Here is a 20025-nt window from a genome sequence, read left to right on the forward strand (position 1 = left end):
CCCTGCTACATAAATTCATCTTTTTTTAACTTAGTCAGGACAATTTTTCCATTCTCAGGCAGATCCAGTTTCCTCTTGTCATCCGTACGGATATTGGTAATTTGGTTTCAAAGGCCTCATTTTCAATGTCTTTATAGTCATCTTCAAGGAGGCCGCTCAATAATATAACGCCCCCCTTCTCCAAATGTTGCTCCATCGCCCGCATCTCCGTGAGAATTACGTGTTTGTTTATATTCGCCAGGATCACATCAAAAGTCTCTGAAAGCTCAATTAGGCTGTCTTTCTTACAGATTTTCAACCTATTACAGTCGTTCATCTCAATATTTTCCTGAGCATTGGCAATCGACCAGTCATCATTGTCGATGGCGACTACTTCGGCCGCTCCCAGCCGCTCGGCCAGGATGGCCAGCACCCCCGTACCCGTACCGAAATCCAGCACCCGTTTTCCCCGGAGGTCCAGCTCCCGCATCGCCCGGATCATCATAAACGTCGTCGCATGATGCCCGGTGCCAAAGCTCATTTTGGGGGTAATGACAAGCTCCTGCTCCACTCCCGTGACCGGGGCATGAAAATGCGCCCGGATCGCGCAAAAATCATCCACCACCACCGGCTGAAAATTCTTCTCCCATTCCTCATTCCAGTTGCGTTCCGCCAGCCGTTGTTCGGCATAACGCAGGTCAAACTGCCCCAGCAGCCTTTCCAGTGCCTCCCGGTCAAAACCCTGCTCGGGGACATAGGCCCGCAACAGGGCATCTTCCTGTTCGAATCCATCATAGCCCAGCTCCGCCAGCAGCGCAATAAGCACCTCCTGCCATTCTAATGTTTCTATCGATATTTCTACTACCATAAAAAAAAGTCTGCGGGGTAAGCCGCAGACCACTATTTAATTTACAATTGGAATTTATTCCTGCTCGTCCGAACGTCCGCCACCGGAACCTCCACGCGGTGCAGCGGCGCCCTCGGGTTTGGGCATCAGCACCTTGCGACTCAGCTTGAACTTCCCGGTCTTCTGATCGAGCCCGATCAGTTTTACCTTGACCATATCGCCTTCCTTCAGAACGCCTTCCATCGTCTCCAGCCGTTTGTGTGAGACCTCGCTGATGTGCAGCAGACCTTGCTTTCCGGGCAGGAACTCTACAAAAGCGCCATACGGCATCACCGACTTGACCTTGGCTTCGTAAACAGAGCCGACTTCCGGCTGCGCCACGATGCTCTTGATCCAGTTTACGGCCTTGTCCAACCCTTCTTTCGCGGGACTGAATATGCTCACCTCGCCAAAATTGCCAACTTCTTCCAGGTTGATCGTCGCACCCGTCTCACGCTGGATCTCCTGGATGATCTTCCCTTGTGGTCCGATTACGGCGCCGATGAATTCCTTGTCGATAAAGATCTTCACCATCCGCGGTGCATGTGGCTTCACTTCCGGCCGGGAGGCAGGCATGGTGTCATACATTGCGTCGAGGATATGCAGCCGGCCTTTCCGGGCCTGCTCCAGGGCTTCGCGCATGACGTTCATGCTCAGCCCATCGACCTTGATATCCATCTGTACCCCGCAGATCCCTTCCCGGGTGCCGGTAACCTTGAAGTCCATATCCCCCAGATGATCTTCGTCACCGAGGATATCCGTCAGGATCGCATACTTGCCGTCGGCCCGGGTGATCAGACCCATCGCCACGCCGCTGACATGCTTGGGGAAAGGAACCCCGGCATCCATCAGCGCCAGGCTGCCCGCACAAACGGTAGCCATCGAAGACGAACCGTTAGACTCGAGGATATCACTCACCACGCGAACGGTGTAAGGATAATCCGAACCCGGCATCATCTGCTTCAGACTGCGCATCGCCAGGTTGCCGTGTCCAACTTCCCGGCGGCTCTGCCCGCGCATCATCTTCACCTCACCGGTGCTGAAGGGCGGGAAATTATAATGAAGGAAAAACTTCGAATCGTAGGATTTGGCAGCACTTTCCACCAACACTTCATCCAGCGGAGTACCCAGCGTAACCGTGGTCAACGACTGCGTTTCCCCGCGGGTGAACAGCGCAGAGCCGTGCGGCGTAGGCAGCGGATCGACTTCCATCGCCAGTGGACGCACCTGGTCCAGACTCCGGCCATCCAGGCGGGTGCGGGCGTCCAGGATCATATCCCGGACCAGCTCCCATTGGAGATCGGCGTAGTATTTTTTGGCGAACTTCTTGTCGCTATCCTCCACGTCTTCTCCAAGGCTCGCGATCAGGTCTTCTTTCAGTTTATCAAAGGCGTCGCTGCGCTCATGCTTGCTGCTGCCCGCACCTGCGATCTGTTTGATCCGGTCCGTCGTAAAAGCACTCACTTTCTGCTGCAGCTCTTCCTTATGTTCCGGTTTCTTGTAATCCCGTTTGCCCGTAACACCGGCCTTGGAACGCAGTTCTTCCTGCGCCTTGATATGGATGCGGATCGCGTCGTGCGCCACCTCGAGGGCCTTCACCAGGTCTTCTTCGCCACACTCCTTCGCCTGCCCTTCAACCATCATCAGGTTCTTATGCGTAGCGGCGATCATGAATTCCAGATCGGACTTCTCCAGTTCGGTACGGCTGGGGTTGACGATGTACTGACCGTCGACCCGGCCGATGCGCACTTCGCTGATGATCTCCTTGATGGGAATATCGGAAACGGCAAGCGCCGCGGAAGCGGCCAGACAGGCCAGTGAATCGGGCATTACTTCATAGTCGCTGGAAACAAGGCTCAGCAATACCTGTACCTCACAAAAATAATCTTCCGGGAAAAGCGGCCGCAGGGCGCGGTCGATCAGGCGGCTCGTGAGGATCTCGTAGTCGTTGAGCCGGGCCTCCCGTTTAAAAAATGAGCCGGGTATACGACCGGCTGATGCGAATTTTTCCTGATAATCTACGGACAGCGGAAAAAACTCCTGTCCCTCTTTGGCTTCTTTATTGGCAACAACAGTGGCCAGGATGATACAATTACCCTGGCGTACGGTAACAGCGCCATCCGCCTGACGCGCGAGCTTACCGGTCTCGATAGAGACCATCCGGCCCCCACCGATATCAAACGTTACACTAATAGGTTGTGAAAGCATGAGCTTTTCGTCTTTGTTGAATCGACGGCTTACTAAGGCAGGAACGGAGAGCTAAACCGCAATTCTGTGTTAAAAAATGAAAATGAAAGTAAACGCGACAGTATCCTTCTGAATGTAAAAAAACGATTCCCAACCGGCTTGGTCAGTTGGGAATTGTCTATATATTCATAATGAATTTATTTTCTGAGTCCGAGTTTTTCGATCAGCTGGCGATAACCCTGGAGGTTGGTCTTGCTCATGTAGGTAAGGAGGCGTTTTCTCTTACCAACCAATTGCATCAGACCGCGATGGGTAGAGAAGTCTTTCTTGTTCGCTTGCAAGTGCTCGGAAATGCGGTTGATCCGCTCTGTCAGCAATGCGATCTGGCCCTCGATGGAACCGGTGTTGGCGGCTTTACCACCGAATTCACTAAAAAAATTGGCTTTTTTCTCTTTTGTCAAATAAGGCATCTCAATTTGATTTTCGGCTGCGGACCCGGATGGCCCACGTTAATTATCTGAATTATATTAGGGTGCAAAATTAAGGGAATATTTCTAAAATATTCAAAATTAGCGCTAAAAATAGCATAATTATCGTGCGTATATCCCCTTAATTAGCTAATATTGGCCGCATTATGAACTATTACGCCCATCCTACGGCGGTCATCGATCCCGGCGCTACGATCGGCAGCGGCACAAAGATCTGGCATTTTTCCCATGTCTTTGCCGGAGCCGCCATTGGCGAGGACTGCATCATCGGGCAGAATGTCATGGTGGGCGACGGGGTAGCCCTCGGCCGCGGGGTAAAAGTTCAGAACAACGTCTCCCTCTATCCCGGCGTCCGCTGCGAGGACGAGGTCTTTATCGGTCCCTCGGCGGTGTTCACCAACGTTATCAACCCGCGCGCCGCCATCCCCCGCAAGCATCAGTTTCGCGACACCCCCGTCGGCAAAGGGGCCACCATCGGCGCCAACGCCACCATCATCTGCGGAAACAGCATCGGCGCCTATGCTTTTATCGGCGCGGGAGCCGTCCTCACCCATCCTGCCCCACCCTACAGCCTCTTCACGGGCAACCCCGCCCGGCAGACCGGCTGGGTCAGCGAATATGGCCACCCCCTCCTGCTGGATGCCACCGGCAGGGGCATTTGCCGCGAAAGCGGCCAGGTGTATCAATTGCAAAACGGTCAGCTAATAAAGACCCCGCCCCGTGAGTAACCCCGTCTCACCTATTCGGTTTGCGTTGGTCGGCGCCGGACATATCGGCGAACGCCATGCCCGGCAGATGGCCCGTTGCGGACTCCTCACAGCGGTGGCGGATATCGTTCCGGAAAAGGCCCAGCGCCTCGCCCAACAATGGAACGCCCGCGCCTACCCTTCTCTCGAAACGCTGCTGGCCGCCGAAAAGCCGCAGCTGGTTGCTATCTGCACGCCCAACTACCTGCATGCCCCGCAAAGCATCCAGGCCCTCGAAGGCGGCGCCCACGTCCTTTGTGAAAAACCCATGTGCCTGACGACCCGCGAGGCAACCGCCATGATCGCCGCCTCCCGGCGCACGACCAGACATCTCTGGGTAGTAAAACAAAACCGCTTCAACCCACCCGTCCGGCTGCTTCATGACCTGCTGAAGGACCGCCGGCTCGGCAATATCCATTCCTTCCAGGTGAATGCCATCTGGCACCGCCCGCCCGCTTATTATCAACAAAGCGACTGGCATGGCCGCCGGGAAAAGGATGGCGGCATCCTCTTCACGCAGTTCTCCCATTTTGTCGATCTGCTGGTCTGGCTGCTGGGCGACATTGCCGATGTGCATTCCTTTCACCGGAACTATGGGCTTCGCGGCATCATCGACCAGGAAGATACCGGCGTGGCGATCCTCCGGCTCAGCAACGGGTCCATCGGCACACTGCAGTATACCGTCGGCGCCTGGAACGCCAATATGGAAGGCTCTTTTCTCCTGCTTGGTGAAAAGGGAACGGTTCGCATCGGCGGCCAATACCTCAACGAACTGGACTATTTCCGCGTGGCAGGAATGGACACCCCCGCCCTGCCCCTCGCCCGCCCCGCCAACGAATACGGTTTCTACCAGGGCAGCATGAGCAACCACGATAAGGTCTATGATCAATTGGTCCGGGCGCTCAACGGCGAGCCTGCCGATCTTCCCTCCGCTGCCGAAGCCGCGCGGACCGTCGCCTTTATCGAAAGGATCCTCTCCGCCAACCCCTCTTCCCACCTATGAACGCACGACTCTTCTTCACCGTAACGAACGACCTCGTCTTCGACCAGCGCATGATCCGCATCTGCACCTCCCTGGCCGCCGCGGGTTATGACGTTACCCTGGTCGGCAAAGCGCATCGCGACTCTCCGGCCCTCACCGGGCGGCCGTTCCGCCAGCACCGGCTCAACACCTGGTCCCGGCAGGGCAAACGATTCTATCTCGAATACAACCTGCGGCTCTTCTTCTACCTGCTATTCCAAAAGGCGGACGGCATCTGCGCCATCGATCTCGACACCATCCTGCCGGTATATCTCGTCTCACGCTTCCGGCGCATCCGGCGGATCTATGACGCGCACGAGCTGTTCTGTGAAATGCAGGAAGTGGTGACCCGGCCCTTTGTTTATAAAGTGTGGAAAAAAGTCGAGCGGCTTTGCGTCCCCCGGTTTCATCATGGTTATACCGTCAACGGGCTGATCGCGGCCGAATTTCACAAAATGTACGGCGTGGATTACGCCGTGATCCGCAATATGCCGCCGCTTCTCCCCGACCCGCCGGCTCCGCCACCCGCAGACCCTTCGCTGCCCGCCGGCCGCTTTCTCCTCTACCAGGGTGCGGTGAATGAAGGCCGTTGCTTCGAGATGCTCATCCCCGCCATGCGTTCGGTAAATGCCCCGCTGCTTATCTGCGGTGACGGCAACTTCATGAGCCGGGCCAAAAGTCTCGTAGCGGAACACGGTCTGGAACAAAAGGTGATCTTTAAAGGCAAGATCCGGCCCGACGAGCTTCGGACGATCACCCGCGCAGCCTACGCCGGCATCACCCTGTTCGACCGTCGCGGGATCAGCAATTACTATTCCCTTGCCAACCGCTTTTTCGACTATATCCACGCTGGGATCCCCCAACTGGCTGTGAATTACCCCGCTTACCGGGAAATAAACAATTTAGGGCAAGTCGCTGTTCTTATTGACGAGCCCGGCATCGGGGAGATAGCGGAAGCATTGAATAACCTACTGGATAATACCGGGCTGTATCTGACGTTAGTAGAAAACTGCAACGCGGTCAGGCTTCGCTATAACTGGCAGGAAGAAGAAAAAGTGCTGATCCGCATTTACCGGGAAATTTTCAAATAGAACGTGGAGAAACACCTACATATCGTTTGTCTTGATGTGCCTTACCCCGTGGATTATGGCGGGGTCTTCGACCTGTTCCATAAACTTCGCTGTCTTTTCTACGCCGGCGTAAAGGTCCATCTGCACTGTTTCGAATACGGCCGGGGTCACCAGCCCGTGCTCGATGAATACTGCGTTGAAGTGAAGTACTACGCCCGGCGCGAAGGACATAAGGGCTTCTCCCACCGGTTACCCTATATCGTCTGCTCGCGCAGCAACGGCGAATTGCTCGAACGCCTGCTCGAAGACGATTACCCCATCCTGCTCGAAGGGATCCATTGCACCTATTTGCTCAATGACGACCGGTTCGACGGCCGAAGGATCGTCCTCCGGCTGCATAACGTGGAATACCGGTACTACCGGCAACTCTATCTGGCGGAACGATCCCTGCTGAAAAAGATCTACTATCTGCACGAAAGCAACCTGCTCCGGCAATATGAACAACGTATCGCCACCAAAGTGAAGATCCTTGCCGTATCGGCGAGGGACAGCGAGATCTACCGGGAGGAATTCGGCGCCACGGATATCGAGACGCTCCCGGTCTTTCTACCCTTCAAGCAGGTGGAGAGCAAGGAAGGCACCGGCTGTTTCTGTCTTTATCATGGAAATCTTTCCGTCGCCGAGAACGAACAGGTCGTTGTCTGGCTGCTCAAAAAGGTCTTCTCACAGCTGGAAATGCCCCTGATCATCTCGGGAAAAAATCCTTCCGCCCGGCTCGAACGCCTCGCCGAGCAATACCCGCAAACCTGTCTGATCCCCAATCCCTCGGAGGAAGAACTGCACGACCTGATCGCCAAGGCACAGGTGAATATCCTGCCCTCGTTCAATTGCACCGGCGTAAAACTGAAGCTCATCAATGCGCTGTTCAACGGCCGGCATTGTATCGTCAACAAAGATGCGGTGGAAGGTACCGGCCTCGAAAGCATCTGTCACGTCGCCTGCAGCGCCGATGACCTCCGCTGTCATATTACCGAACTGTTTGCCCGGCCCTTCCGCCAAAACGATATCGAGGCAAGAAAAGAAGTGCTGGAAGGGGTATACGACCCCGAAGAAAATCTCGGAAAATTAATGAAGGCCTTCTGGTAGAGCGCTATTCGATGCTCAGGCTGGCATTATCGATCACCTGGCCCCGCTCGGTGCGCACCATCCGGGCCATGAACTTGTGGATCACCCGGTAGTCGTGGGTGGCCATCATGATCGTCGTCCCGTAGTCGCGGGAGATCTGGAACAGCAGCTGCATGATCTCGTCGGAGGTTTCCGGGTCCAGGTTACCCGTGGGCTCGTCGGCGAGGATCAGCTTCGGAGAATTGAGCAGGGCCCGCGCGATGTCCACCCGTTGCTGCTCTCCGCCGCTCATCTCGAACGGCATCTTGAACCCCTTGGCCTTCAGCCCCACTTTGTCGAGCACGTCGCCCACCTTCTCATCCATCAGCCGCACATCCTTCCAGCCCGTGGCCCGCAGGACGAATTTCAGATTATCATTGACGTTACGATCGGTCAGCAACTGGAAATCCTGGAAGACTACGCCAAGCGTCCGCCGCAGATAGGGCACCTTCTTCCAATCCATGTCCCGCAGGTTAAAGCCGGCCACATGCCCGTCACCTTCCCTCAGAAGCAGATCGCCATAGAGCGTCTTCAGCAGGCTTGACTTACCCGTTCCCGTTTTTCCGACGAGATACACGAACTCGCCTTTTTCCACGTTGAGATTGACGTCCTGAAGTATGAGATTGGTGCCCTGGTAGATGTTAGCATGCTTGAGTTCAACGATGATTTCGGCCATAGCAATTTAACAGCGGTGGATGTGTTTCCCAAAAATACCCATCCACCGCTGCTCGGCTAATGATGGGCCTTCGGCCAATGGACCTGTGGTCCATTGGGGCGGGGATGGGTTGATCCGCTGGCGAACAAAAATAGGGAAAATTTGACTTTATTACCCTTTTACTACCGGTTGTCCTCTCTTTTCGACAGTTGCCGGTGTCCCCTCGCCTCTGTCGGCCTTCAGCATCAGCCGAAGGGTGGAATCGTTGGCGAAATAGCTCACCATCCAGTTGATGAAGACGATGATCCTGTTTTTGACATTCAGCAACAGCATCAGGTGAACGAACATCCAGGTCAGCCAGGCAAAGACACCCTGGAAGGAAAGCCCCGGCAGATCGACGACCGCTTTGCGTTTTCCCACCGTAGCCATCGTCCCCTTGTTGTGATATTCGAATTCGACCCGCTGTTTTCCCTTTAGTTCCCGCTTGAAGTTCCCGGCAATATGCGCGGCCTGGGCATTGGCCACGTTGGCCAGCTGCGGATGACCGTTAGGGTATTTTGGCGTGGGCATGTACGCGATATCGCCGACGGCATAAACCCCGTCGAGACCTTCCACCTCGCCGAAGCGGTTCGTCTTGAGCCGGTTTCCCCGGACCATAACGGAAGTGGGCATGCCTTTGAGGACATTGCCTGTGACGCCCGCCGCCCAGATCAGGTTCCTGGCGACAAGCGTTTCCCCGGTCTTCAGCGTGACCGTGGTGCCGTCATAGTCTTCCACGGTTGTGCCCGTTCGCACGATAACCCCCAACTTTTCCAGGTATTTGCGGGACTTGATCCGGGAGGCCTCGCTCATCGAGTTAAGCGTATTGGGCGACCCTTCGATCAGATAGATCATCAGCCGCGAAAAATCGACTTCGGGATAATCCTTCGGCAGGATATTCTTTTTCATCTCGGCCATGGCGCCCGACAGTTCCACCCCCGTGGGGCCGCCGCCGACGATGACGAAGTTGAGCAGCGACTGCAACTCGTCCGGGCCTGCCTCGATCGTGTCTTCGAAGGTCTGCAGGATGCGGTTGCGCAACGCCATCGCATTGGGCACCGATTTCATCGGGAAGGAATTGGCGCGGATCCGCTCGTTGCCGAAGTAGTTCGTGGTACAGCCGATACAAAGTACAAGCCGGTGGTAGGCAATATCCCCCACCGATGTATGCAGCACTTTCTGTTCCACGTCGAGCTCTTCGACCTCCGCGATGCGGATGGTGACGTTGTGAGTGTGCTGAAAGACCTTGCGCAGGGGAAAAGAGATGCTGGCCGGTTCGAGCCGCGCCGTCGCCACCTGGTACATCAGCGGCTGAAACTGGTGGTAGTTGTGGCGGTCGATCAGATAGACCTCATAATCCGTATTATTGAGACTCCGCGCGAAGGTCAACCCGGAAAAGCCGGCTCCCACGATAACGACCCTTTGCCTTTTATTGTTTGGTGTTGCCATAGTATTGAAGTTTATATTGCCGATCCGGATGCAAAGTTACCGATAAGCCGATATACCCTCCCCTCAAATTTAATGCCCCGACCCGGCCGATCCTTGTACAAATCAAAGGGGCTCCGGTAATCTTACGATGACCGGCCACGCAAAATTACGAAATTGTCGCCGGTGCGTAATAGCTTCAGCAGACGTTGTTTATTTTGCCGGATCACAGCTATGCAATCCCGTTACTCATGGATTACCCATTATCGCAACTGCGCAAATATCACGAGCTGTCCGCCGCCTTTGTCGCGGACCTCGGGAAGAGAATAAGAAGGATCGAGGCGGCAAGGAATAATACAATTTTACTCAAAGGGGATATCTGCCGGAATCTTTATCTCATAGAGAAGGGAATGCTCGCCTGCTACGACGTGGAGGGCCCAAAAAAGTATTGCTCCTGGCTCATGACGGCGGGCGATTTTGTCACTGCGGTGGACAGCTTTAACAACCAGGTCATCTCCACGGAAACGATCGTTGCGGTCACAGAATGCGTACTCTGGGTCATAACGAGAGAGGACTTTGAGGAATTGACCCGGCTGTACCGCGAGTTTCAGGTCATCCGGCAGGTCCTGACGGATAAATACCATATTCAAAGCCGGGTCATGGACGCCAAACGCAAACGCCCGCCCGAACAGTTCTATGAGTATCTCGAAGCCAACTATCCCGCCATCGTCCGCGAGGCTCCCATCACCACCCTCGCATCCCTGATGGGCATCACCCGGACGACGCTCTATGAGATTATCCACCGGAAAAGATCATAACCACACCTTCCCGCCGGCGGGAACCTCGCCTTGCGTTCGATTTTGGGCGACCCCGCTGTTAGATTTTTAACACGTTCAACGTTAGGAATATTACTCTCTGACGTTCAGTCTATTACACACCCATTTCGTCCTTTCTTTACTCCCATTTGGTAGGTTTGTATCGTCCTTTTTTTCATTTCAAAAAATACAAACATGACCAGACTTTTCATCCTGCTGACAGGATACCTCCTGTTCGGCCAGCCAACCTACTCGGTTGCGCAAAAAAACGTCCAGCTCCAGCATTGTTGCGAGAAGATCATGAAGGCCGGTCCCTGGATCGGTTACCTCGGAGCCCATAGTGGAAAGATGCGGTTCCGCCTCCTCGGGATCTATAGCCACGGTTCCACGATTTTCTTCCTGCTGCGGCTGAACAACCGTTCGCCCCTCGACTATGACATCGACAGCGTCCGCTTTTGTATCGCGGAAAGGGCCCGTACCCTGCCGGCGGCGCCACCCGGAATTCTGCGTCCCGTCTATGTCTATGACAGCACGTCGACGGTACCCGGTTACCGGCGGGCGACGACCATCTATGTCTTACCGCGGTTTACGCTTCCGGCGGGCCGGCGGCTACAGATCATCCTCCGGGAACGCAACGGCGGCCGCCACCTGCGGATACAGACCGGCAATGCCGCCCTCATCAGGGCCCGGCTTATCTGAACGATCCTTATTCATCCATCAAAAAAACAAACAGTATGCAACAAAACAATCTCGATTTTCTAAACGAGAACCTCAAATACCTGGGATTTGGCGAGCGATCGTTGTTGAACCAGCATCTCGAAGCGCAGATACTCCGCGATCCTCCCTCCTTCGAGCTTTATACCGAAGCCTTCTACGAATCCGAAACAAAACTGGAAGCCAAACTCTGTTTCACCCGCTCGGCCAGGGACGATTTCTATTTCTTCAACAAATACGAAGCCTTGCTGCGCTATGCGGGCGAACCGGACAAGGACAGGAGACAGACCTTCTACATCAACAAGGGCCAGGGTATCACCTTCAAGGAAGCCTTCAACCTGTTGCAGGGAAGAGCGGTCTTCAAGCTCCTGACCAGCCGGGCAGGCATCCAGTATTCTGCCTGGATCCAGCTGAACTTCGGGGAGAAGGACAAACGGGACAATTACGTCTACTCCTATTTCCGCGGACATCGTTTCGACCTGGAGAAAGCCCTGGGCAAATACGTCATCCGGGAAATGGCCTTCGAAGACCTGCGCACCAACCTCTTCCGGTCGCTGCAGCGCGGCAATCTTCACCCGGTGATATTCGAGGGGCCGGAGTACAATGGGAAACATCTCATCGAAGCGAATCCCCTGCTCAATTCGATCAATATCTATCCCGCGGCAACGAGGGTCGTGGGTGCAGCCTGAGAAAGGATCATCTTTAAATCAACCGATATGTCAATCCAATCATACATCTTCCTCCATGCCCTCCCCGATTTCAGCCGGTTCCAGTTTAGAACGGGACAAAGCGGCGCCCTGCTGATCCAGATGCACTTTGTCCCGCTGCGGTCGGGTATCTATGACCTTAGCATCGAACAACGGCAATGGACCGATACCTTCTATCCTTATCTGTTCACCGAAGAGGACGCGAAGGGACTGATCAGCACCGTAGTCCAGGTGATCGAACTGTATACCGAGCAATATCCCTGCCGGGTCATCCGGCTGAAAGGGAATACGCTGCTGCAGACCGTGCTCTTCCGGGTTATCCTGCGCAGGCATCATGACCTCCTCAGCCCACTGTTCTCTATAGACAAAAACGGAGGAAAACGGTTCTTTCCTTTTCGCCGGAATGCAGGTGACAGCGTGTTCCTGCTCAAAAGAAGGCCAGATACCGTCTTACCATCCCAACTCATCCGGGCGAGTGTCAGGGCCCGCAGTCAGCTCTTCGGCAACTGGGTACACGTAGAACTGCACAAGGAGATCGGCGTCGGCGTTGGCGCGTAAGCTCAGCGCATAGTAAAGAAAAGGCCCGTGCCGAACCCGCACGGGCCTTCTTACCCGACTATTCAAAAAGATAAAGCGTTATGCAAGTACGGTGATCAATCCCTTGATGATCGCTCCCAGTTTCACGCCCTCGAATACCCTGGATTCCGTACTGCCATGCTGCAGTACCGATCTCTCGTGTGACCCAACACAAAGTTCGCACCCGTTGATGGAGGAGATGACCAGGCTCACCAGTTCGAAAAACTCCTTGCCCAACACCGGATTGGCCATGATGCTCATCTTGATACCGGCAGGCTGGTTCTCATAAAACTCCTTCTTCACAAAATGCCGAAACCGGTAAAAGATGTTGTTCGTGTTCATCAGCGACGTACACGCGATGATCTCGGCGATCTCGGCCTCGCTGGCACCCGCTTCCCGGGCAAGCCCGCCAAACGATTCCTGCAACAGCACGAACCGCTCATTGACGGCAACCGCCAGGGCCAGCAGCAACGCCTCCTTCCGGTTGAGATACTGCGAGTTGTTCAGCACATTCCCGACATTGATCTTCAGATCCTTGATAAACCGCGATTCAACCACCGCAAGGGCCTGCAAATTCGCCGAAGGCTCATAGTTCGTCAACCGGAGATCCGCCAGAAGGTTCTGCGCCGTCTCGTTCGGAATTAACGTATTTGTATCCATATTAATTCAGACTCAGCTGCTCCGTCAGCGTTTCTTCGCCCTTCTTCCAGTTGCAAGGACACAATTCGTCCGTCTGCAGCGCATCCAGCACCCGCAACACCTCCTGCACACTCCGGCCGACATTCAGATCATAAACACTCACCCAACGGACGATCCCCTGCGGATCGATGATAAACGTTGCACGATAAGCGATCTTCTCCTCGGTATCCAAAATGCCCAGCTCTTCGGCCAGCGACTTGGACGTATCGGCCAGCATCGGGAACTTCAGATCCCGCAGATCGCTGTGATCCCTTCTCCATGCGGCATGCACAAACTCGGAATCCGTCGAAGCGCCGATCACCACCGTATCCCGGTCGGAGAATTCGCTGTTCTTCTTGTTAAACTCCGCAATCTCCGTCGGACAGACAAACGTGAAATCCTTCGGCCACCAGAACATAACCGTCCATTTGCCCTTCGCGGCGCCATACTCTTGGGTGATCTCCGTAAACTCCTTTCCTTTCTCGATCGATACTACTGCCTTCTTTTTGAACGCAGGGAACTTTTCGCCAATTGACATAACTCTGTTGGACATATACTTGATTTGTTTTTAAACGGTGGAAAAATAAAGAACAGATCGTTCGTAAGGCGGGCAATCGTCACAATTGTGAACGCAAAAATAACCCATTCGATGATAGAGCATCATCGCATTTTTCTATAAACTCATAGAGAATATCTATCAGCCTCCAGACCCCGTTCGTCCACGGCTTCTTCATTCGCACCCAGCGGCCGCTCCGCTTTCAGGGTGAGTTGTACAAGGATCGTGATCAGCAGTCCAAACCCGATCATCATCCCAAACGCCCCGCGCAGCCCGGCCGCCTGCGCCACCGAACCGACCAGCGGCGGCACGATCAGGAAACCCAGATACCCCACCGTCGACACCGAGGCAATCGCTGAACCGCTGCTCATTCCTACCGAACGCCCCGCCATGCTGAAGACCATCGGAATAACACAGGACACTCCAAACCCCGTCAGGATAAAGCCCAGACCCGCCGTCAGCGGATAGGGTAACCCAACGGCAATCGATAGCCCGGCCGCGATCAGCGTACCGCTATAGGTCAACATCCCCCGGATCCCGAAGCGGTGCGCCAGCCGGTCCCCGGTAAACCGGCCCAGCGTCATGGCGATCATATAAACGACAAAGCCCAGGGTCGCCACGGCCTGGTTGGTGTGCACGGCCTTACGGAAATAGATCCCGCTCCAGTCGATCATCGTTCCTTCACAGGCCATCGAAGCAAAGGAGATAAGCCCGTATTTGACAAGCGTCCGGTCCGGCAGCGCAAACCAGGGTTGCCGTTCCCTTGGCGCCGGCTGCTGGCGAAGCGTCCCGGGAAAAGCATAGAGACAGATCGCCGTCAGTGCCACACCCACGGCTACGAAATGCCAGGCCGGCAGGACAGAGAAAGAGACCATCAACGACCCCACCCCGGCCCCCGCAAAACCCGCCAGGCTCCAGATGCCGTGAAACCGCGCGATAATCGACCGGTCATACAAAGCCTGCACTCCGATGGACTGGGCATTCACCGAGATATTCATCAGATTTCTGCTGCACCCGAAACAAACCAGCGCGATGACCAGTTGCCAGGGCTGGGTGGCAAAACCGATGGCGCAAAGCATGAGATTGAAGAACAGAGCGCCGATGATCATGATCCGCCGGCTGTCAAAGCGGCTGAGCAGCACGTTGGTTAACGGCAAAGTCGCCATCAGGCCCACCGGAAGGGCGAAAAGCACCGCTCCCAGCCCGGCCTCGTTCAGATGAAGGCGCTGCTGAATGGTGGGGATCCGTGAGGCCCAGGTACTGAATCCGAACCCCGATACAAAGAAAAAGAGGGTAACCATCAAACGTGTTCTGGCGATGTGCATCCGCCAAAAATACCAAAAAGGAAGAGGCCCCGCAAAGCGGAGCCTCTCTTTATTAGTGGATGGGATAAATTAGTTAAAATCGTTTTTCAGCCGGATATACTTGCCCAGGTCCTTCGACACAAACCCCTTCTCCTTCATCTTCGAGACATACTCCGCATTCACCCCGGTGGACTTCAGCATCCCGAGCATATTCATGGGGATATGGTCAAACCCGATCTTGTTGAACTCCCTGACGAATTCCGGGGTAACCCCGATCGCCTTCAGGTTGACGAGTTCCCGGGCCGACATATCTTTATAACCGAGATCCTGGAAACCCTTGATGAACTCGGCTGAAACATGCTGCGAATACATCGAAAACAGCTGGTTGCGGTCGAGATTGGAATATCCTGCGTTGCGCAGGGAAGCGATATACGCGCTGTCGATGTGCATTGACTTATAGGAGATGACGTCCCTCACCGGGATCACCTCGTTGTCCCTGGTCTTGCCAAGCGACCGGAGATAGGCTCCATCGATGTGCTGCGATTTCAGGGAAAGCAGTTCGCGCAACTGAAGATGATCATAGCCTGCGGCCTTCAGCTCGTCGACATAAGCCCGGTCGATACGCAGCGATTTCAGGGAGATCAGGCTACGCGGGTTGTCCAGGTCGGCGATCCCCGTCCCCTGCCAGTATTTAATGAAATCCTGGTCGATATGTTGGGCGGCGCAGCTGATCAACTCATGCGTACTCAGATGCGGGAAGGCGTGTTGAAGCATCAGGACATAATCTTTTTTGACATTGACGGTAAAGAAAGCAAACCGCCGGCCATCCAGATCATCGATGCCCATCTCCTTCAGCGCCTTGAAATAGGCCTCATCGGGGGTGAACCGGAAATGCCCAAACCCTTCCTGCCCGTCGAACTGTCCTTTGAAGGTGATGGTCCCGGCCTCGCGGGTAAGCTTGAACTCCACATTCCCCTGTCCCGGATAGGGATTGAACTCGCTTTTTTCCACCCCAAAGGAATTGTTCCAGGAGCCGTTCTCGCTTTCCCTTTTCAGTTCGAACCGGATCTTGGTGTCGCTCGAAAAAGAAGTGGCAAACCAGGCGCCTTCCAGCAGATCGGTGTCCCCGGCGATGCGGATATCCCCCACGTTCACGTCGACATTGGGTTGGACCTTAACCATCGGCATAGTCATCTCCATCCGGAGCTTCTTATCCATCTCCATGTTGAGCTTTACATTCTCCAGGTTGATCTTTACCTCGTTGAGCTTTACTTTGGTAGTCGCGGCCATATCCAGCTGCGCTATTTGCTCCTGCGCGAGCTTTTCGTTCATCGCTGCCCTCGCCTCTAAGCTGGTATCGGCCGAGCCCTGCGTCATATGCAAGGCCTCATCGAGATATTTTTGTTGCGCCAGCGTTGCGTCATCCGCCCGGTCTTCGCGGCGTTCGCTTCCCGTGGATAGGGCGGGTCTTTCAACGCCGGCCAGGGAATCGTGACGCAACCTGCTGCTGTCGTTCCGGGGTTTCTTTGTCGTATCCGCAAGGGCATCGGCCCCCGGTATGGACTTCTCTGTACGGATCCGGGTGCCGCCATCTCCGGCAAGCGGGCCGTTATTTTGCACGGCGCCATAGGCGGCCGGTTTGTTCAGGGCGCAGACAAGGCCCGTCAAAAGAGGGATCAGGAAAAAATATTTCCACACCGTATGCAGTGAACTTTGTTTGCTGTTCATCATAACGATACGTCGTTTTAAGAGTGATTGATTGTAATTGTTGGTAATACTGAAGGGCAGATGCGGCGCCGACACCCTGAGCAGGCTCAGCTGATAGGCCGATCGTTCCACATCCCGGTGTTCCAGCACGCTGGCGTCGGTCAGGAACTCCAGGTTGTTCTCCACTTCCCGGCGATAAAGCCAGGCAAACGGGTTGAACCATTGCAAAACGACAGCCATCTCCGCCAGCAGGATATCCAGCGTGTGACGACCGCTTACATGTGTCTTTTCATGGATAAGGATCTGATTGTACGTGTCCCAGTCATAATTGGCGGGGTTGATAAAAATGGTGTTGCCAAAAGAACAGGGCGCGCGGTTCCCGCTGATCTCGACGATCCGAAACCGGCCGTCCCGGATCACCGGCCGCGCATACGACTGGTAAAGCAGGACCACCACCTGTAAAAGGAAATTCCCGCCAAACACGACAAGCCCGAACAGATAAAGGTAAAAGAGCCATTGCAGCACGGGCAGCAAGCCATCCAGCCGCGTACCCGCGCCGATAGTCGACGCCACTCCCGCGTCCGGGGTTGTCGTCTCCTTTGACCTGTCCGCTGTCAATCCCGTCCCAATGGCTGTCACCTCCTGCTTTAGCAGCTTTGTTCGCCGCCTGGCGGCCGCCGTGTGGCGATGCACCGGCGCCGTGGGCTCCGAAACCGCCGGCTTCCAGTCGTTGATCACCATATCCGGGACAGGCTCCGCCCTCTGCGCAACCGGTGGCGCCACCGGCTGGTCCGATCTCACCCTCCAGCTGTCCCGCAGGCTCCAATCTCTGGGCGCCGGCAGCAATGGAAGGGTGAAGGATATGGCAAGACAGCCCATCAGCGTCCACCGGTTCAGCTGATAAAAGGTCTCCTTCTGCAGAAGGAGCTTATAAAACAGGAAGCACACCGTCGTGATGACCGTGACATGCAGGATATAAGGTATCATTTCTTCTGGGATTGAATGAGTTCCAAAAGTTCGTTTAATTCTTCCCGGGAGATCTTCTGCTCCTTCGCGAAGTACGCCAGCATTCGCGGGTAGGAGTTGTTAAAATACTTCTGGACGATATCATCAAACGCGAGGTTCTGGTACTCTTCTTTCGACACCACGGGGAAATACTGAAAGGTGTTGCCAAACGTCTCATGGCTTAGAAAGCCCTTTTCTTCCAGGATGCGAACCATGGTCGCAACGGAATTATAATGCGGTTTGGGTTCCGGCAGTTGGGCGATGATCTCCTTTATAAAGGCCTTTCCAAGATGCCAGCAAGCCTGCATTATCTGCTCTTCCCGTTTGGCTAATTTCTGCATGATCGATATTTTCATCCAAGCTACTACTAATCGATTAGTTTTCCAACTAATTCATTAGTTTTTTGAAAAAAAAATCCTGCTATACAAAATGCTATAGATTAATTGGAATAAATTTGATATGTGCATCAACAATCTTTAGCAATGTTTGACACCCGCCAAAATATTGCAGTAAAGACCTTGCCGCTGACTGATGAGAACGAATTGCTAGCCCGTGTAGTTGAAGGTGACGAACGAGCCTTTGGCACCATTTTCCATCATTATCGTCGGAAGATCTACTCCTATGCGTTCCATCTGTCCGGCGATGCTGTACAGGCGGACGAACTGGTTCAGGAAACCTTCCTGAAAGTCTGGCTCCATCGCGAAAAGCTCCCGCAAATCCTCCGCTTTGACAATTATCTCTTTACCATCGCCCGCAACCAGGTGTTCGATATGCTCAAAAAGATGGCGAAGGAAGCCGAGTTCCGTAAACAGATAGCGGGCCTGCTCGACCCCGAAGCCAACCCGGTGGAAGACCAGCTCCTCAGCCGCGAGAATGAGCTGCGTCTTCAGCACGCGCTGGATCAATTGCCACCGCGGCAGCGGCTCATCTTCACGCTCAGCAGACATCAGGGCATGAAACACGAGGAGATTGCCGAGCAGCTGCAAATCTCCCGTCATACCGTCAAAACCCATTTGGTGCAGGCGCTAAAAACGTTGCGGAGTGTTTTGCGCTTCCCGGCCGATGGCCTGTTGCCTACCCTGCTGCTTCTTTTGACGCACCATTTGTGCAGTTAAAAAAAATTTCCCGATCGACTACTCCTCTTCCGGCGTTTTCCAGTCTTCAGTGCGAAAGCCGCTGCTAACCTTATTTATATGGAAACATCCCAACGATTGGCTTACCTGTTCCGCCGGTACGTGGAAAAAACCGGTACCCCAGGGGAAAAGGAAGAACTTTTCCATCTGATCCTCAATGCGGAACACGATGATACCCTTCGCCGGCTCATCGCCGAAACCTGGAATGAAGACCATCCCTCCTATCCCCAGGACAAGTCCCGCGCCGACAGCATCCTCCGCGAGATCCTCACTCACCGGGCCTCCGAACCTCCCCCGGCGGCCTCAACGACCACCCGACCACCCCTTCCCTCCGCCTCGTTCAACAGAAGCCTTCGCGCTATCCTGTTCAATCGCCGGGCGGCTTCCATCCTCGGTATCGTCCTCCTTTCTTCCCTAACCTTCCATCTTTTTCACCGTTCAAAAGGCTCTTCGATCGAACATCTCCCCCCACCTGCCGTAGCCGCGCAAACCCCGCCGGCCGACCGTTGTATTACCCTACCCGACGGCAGCAAAATTCTGCTGCACAAATCAGCCCGGCTCGACTATCAGTCCGGCTTCACGACAAAAACCCGCGAAGTAACCCTTCACGGAGAAGCCTATTTCGACATCCACAAAGACCCCCGGCCCTTTATCGTTCACACCGGCGCCGTCCGTACCATCGTCCTCGGGACCGCTTTTAACATCAACGCCAACAACGAACGCGACATCGTCATCACCGTTACAAAAGGAAAAGTAAAGGTGGAGAACGCCAAGGGCGAGTTCAGCATCCTGCGCCGCGATGAACAGCTCCTGGCAGACTCCACCCATCTGAAGAAAACCCAGGTCAACCTCGGGGTAGCCCTCGCCTGGAAAAAAACCTGGCTCCTGTTTAATGATGTGACCATGCGCGAAGCGATGGACACCCTGGCAAGACGTTATCATTTGAATGTCTCGTTTGCCAACCCCGCCGCAGAGAATTGCCCGGTGACCGCCACCTTCAATGGCGAAGAACCACTCGGTGCAATAGTCAATGTACTCTCGAAGATCAACAACATGGATTTTACCATCGACCATGATCATGTCCTGATCAAGGGAGAAGGATGTAAATAAAAACTGCCCCGGCTGGAACCCGGAGCAGTGGTTAAGGATGCCTTTCTGTTTGACAAGGAG

Annotated in this window: 20 protein-coding genes; 10 read left to right on the forward strand and 10 right to left on the reverse strand. The window is 54.6% G+C overall.

Features of this window, described 5'->3' with window-relative positions; genetic code table 11:
* Positions 1-34: 34 nt before the first annotated feature.
* From prmA to rpsO, 3 genes are all read right to left on the reverse strand, one after another.
* Positions 35-847, reverse strand: a complete 813-nt coding sequence (gene prmA, locus VGM48_RS06205) for a 50S ribosomal protein L11 methyltransferase (RefSeq protein WP_331577129.1) — start codon at positions 845-847, stop codon at positions 35-37.
* Positions 848-901: 54 nt separating this feature from the next.
* Complete coding sequence (gene pnp, locus VGM48_RS06210) at positions 902-3073, reverse strand: polyribonucleotide nucleotidyltransferase (RefSeq protein WP_331577131.1); 2172 nt, start codon at positions 3071-3073, stop codon at positions 902-904.
* Positions 3074-3249: 176 nt separating this feature from the next.
* The gene (gene rpsO, locus VGM48_RS06215; RefSeq protein WP_331577133.1) at positions 3250-3522 is read right to left on the reverse strand and encodes a 30S ribosomal protein S15; all 273 of its coding nucleotides are present in this window, start codon (positions 3520-3522) and stop codon (positions 3250-3252) included.
* A 164-nt stretch (positions 3523-3686) separates the two neighbouring features.
* Between rpsO and VGM48_RS06220 the strand changes: the two genes are divergently transcribed.
* From VGM48_RS06220 to VGM48_RS06235, 4 genes are read left to right on the forward strand one after another with little or no spacing between them, the layout of a single operon-like run.
* Positions 3687-4268, forward strand: coding sequence for an acyltransferase (locus VGM48_RS06220; RefSeq protein WP_331577135.1), 582 nt, complete (start codon positions 3687-3689; stop codon positions 4266-4268).
* Positions 4261-5289 carry a Gfo/Idh/MocA family oxidoreductase gene (locus VGM48_RS06225; protein WP_331577137.1) on the forward strand — a complete coding sequence of 343 codons (1029 nt, stop codon included), beginning with the start codon at positions 4261-4263 and terminating at the stop codon, positions 5287-5289. The genes VGM48_RS06220 and VGM48_RS06225 overlap by 8 nt, the downstream gene beginning before the upstream one ends.
* Positions 5286-6398, forward strand: a complete 1113-nt coding sequence (locus VGM48_RS06230) for a glycosyltransferase (RefSeq protein ID WP_331577139.1) — start codon at positions 5286-5288, stop codon at positions 6396-6398. Before VGM48_RS06225 ends, VGM48_RS06230 begins: the two co-directional genes overlap by 4 nt.
* A gap of 3 nt (positions 6399-6401) precedes the next feature.
* Entirely contained in the window at positions 6402-7523 is a 1122-nt protein-coding gene (locus VGM48_RS06235) for a glycosyltransferase (protein WP_331577141.1), read from the forward strand.
* Between the two features lie 4 nt (positions 7524-7527).
* Here VGM48_RS06235 and VGM48_RS06240 read toward each other — a convergent pair whose 3' ends face one another.
* A complete protein-coding gene (locus tag VGM48_RS06240) occupies positions 7528-8217 on the reverse strand; it encodes a cell division ATP-binding protein FtsE (RefSeq protein WP_331577143.1) in 690 nt (229 codons plus the stop codon).
* Between the two features lie 150 nt (positions 8218-8367).
* Positions 8368-9684, reverse strand: coding sequence for an NAD(P)/FAD-dependent oxidoreductase (locus VGM48_RS06245; RefSeq protein WP_331577145.1), 1317 nt, complete (start codon positions 9682-9684; stop codon positions 8368-8370).
* A 227-nt stretch (positions 9685-9911) separates the two neighbouring features.
* On the opposite strand from VGM48_RS06245, the gene VGM48_RS06250 reads away from it, so the two are divergent.
* From VGM48_RS06250 to VGM48_RS06265, 4 genes are all read left to right on the forward strand, one after another.
* Positions 9912-10478 carry a cyclic nucleotide-binding domain-containing protein gene (locus tag VGM48_RS06250; protein ID WP_331577147.1) on the forward strand — a complete coding sequence of 189 codons (567 nt, stop codon included), beginning with the start codon at positions 9912-9914 and terminating at the stop codon, positions 10476-10478.
* Positions 10479-10670: 192 nt separating this feature from the next.
* The gene (locus VGM48_RS06255) at positions 10671-11174 is read left to right on the forward strand and encodes a DUF4138 domain-containing protein (RefSeq protein ID WP_331577149.1); all 504 of its coding nucleotides are present in this window, start codon (positions 10671-10673) and stop codon (positions 11172-11174) included.
* 35 nt (positions 11175-11209) lie between these two features.
* Positions 11210-11878 (forward strand): hypothetical protein, encoded by a 669-nt coding sequence (locus tag VGM48_RS06260; protein ID WP_331577151.1) that lies wholly within the window; start codon positions 11210-11212, stop codon positions 11876-11878.
* A 27-nt stretch (positions 11879-11905) separates the two neighbouring features.
* Positions 11906-12454, forward strand: a complete 549-nt coding sequence (locus tag VGM48_RS06265) for a DUF6934 family protein (RefSeq protein WP_331577153.1) — start codon at positions 11906-11908, stop codon at positions 12452-12454.
* Positions 12455-12532: 78 nt separating this feature from the next.
* On the opposite strand, the gene VGM48_RS06270 is transcribed toward VGM48_RS06265, so the two are convergent.
* The 5 genes from VGM48_RS06270 to VGM48_RS06290 form a co-directional block, all read right to left on the reverse strand.
* Positions 12533-13132 carry a carboxymuconolactone decarboxylase family protein gene (locus VGM48_RS06270; RefSeq protein WP_331577155.1) on the reverse strand — a complete coding sequence of 200 codons (600 nt, stop codon included), beginning with the start codon at positions 13130-13132 and terminating at the stop codon, positions 12533-12535.
* A 1-nt stretch (position 13133) separates the two neighbouring features.
* Positions 13134-13703, reverse strand: coding sequence for a peroxiredoxin (locus tag VGM48_RS06275; protein WP_331577157.1), 570 nt, complete (start codon positions 13701-13703; stop codon positions 13134-13136).
* A gap of 128 nt (positions 13704-13831) precedes the next feature.
* Positions 13832-15031, reverse strand: coding sequence for an MFS transporter (locus VGM48_RS06280; protein WP_331577159.1), 1200 nt, complete (start codon positions 15029-15031; stop codon positions 13832-13834).
* Between the two features lie 69 nt (positions 15032-15100).
* Positions 15101-17704, reverse strand: a complete 2604-nt coding sequence (locus tag VGM48_RS06285) for a M56 family metallopeptidase (RefSeq protein ID WP_331577161.1) — start codon at positions 17702-17704, stop codon at positions 15101-15103.
* The gene (locus VGM48_RS06290; protein ID WP_331577163.1) at positions 17701-18063 is read right to left on the reverse strand and encodes a BlaI/MecI/CopY family transcriptional regulator; all 363 of its coding nucleotides are present in this window, start codon (positions 18061-18063) and stop codon (positions 17701-17703) included. The genes VGM48_RS06285 and VGM48_RS06290 overlap by 4 nt, the downstream gene beginning before the upstream one ends.
* A 141-nt stretch (positions 18064-18204) precedes the next feature.
* Between VGM48_RS06290 and VGM48_RS06295 the strand changes: the two genes are divergently transcribed.
* Together VGM48_RS06295 and VGM48_RS06300 are read left to right on the forward strand one after the other, a co-directional pair.
* A complete protein-coding gene (locus tag VGM48_RS06295; RefSeq protein WP_331577165.1) occupies positions 18205-18837 on the forward strand; it encodes an RNA polymerase sigma-70 factor in 633 nt (210 codons plus the stop codon).
* A 78-nt stretch (positions 18838-18915) separates the two neighbouring features.
* Positions 18916-19965, forward strand: a complete 1050-nt coding sequence (locus VGM48_RS06300) for a FecR family protein (protein ID WP_331577167.1) — start codon at positions 18916-18918, stop codon at positions 19963-19965.
* Positions 19966-20025: the final 60 nt, after the last annotated feature.

Origin of the sequence: Puia sp. (assembly GCF_036500295.1) — a bacterium.
Taxonomy (GTDB): domain Bacteria; phylum Bacteroidota; class Bacteroidia; order Chitinophagales; family Chitinophagaceae; genus Puia.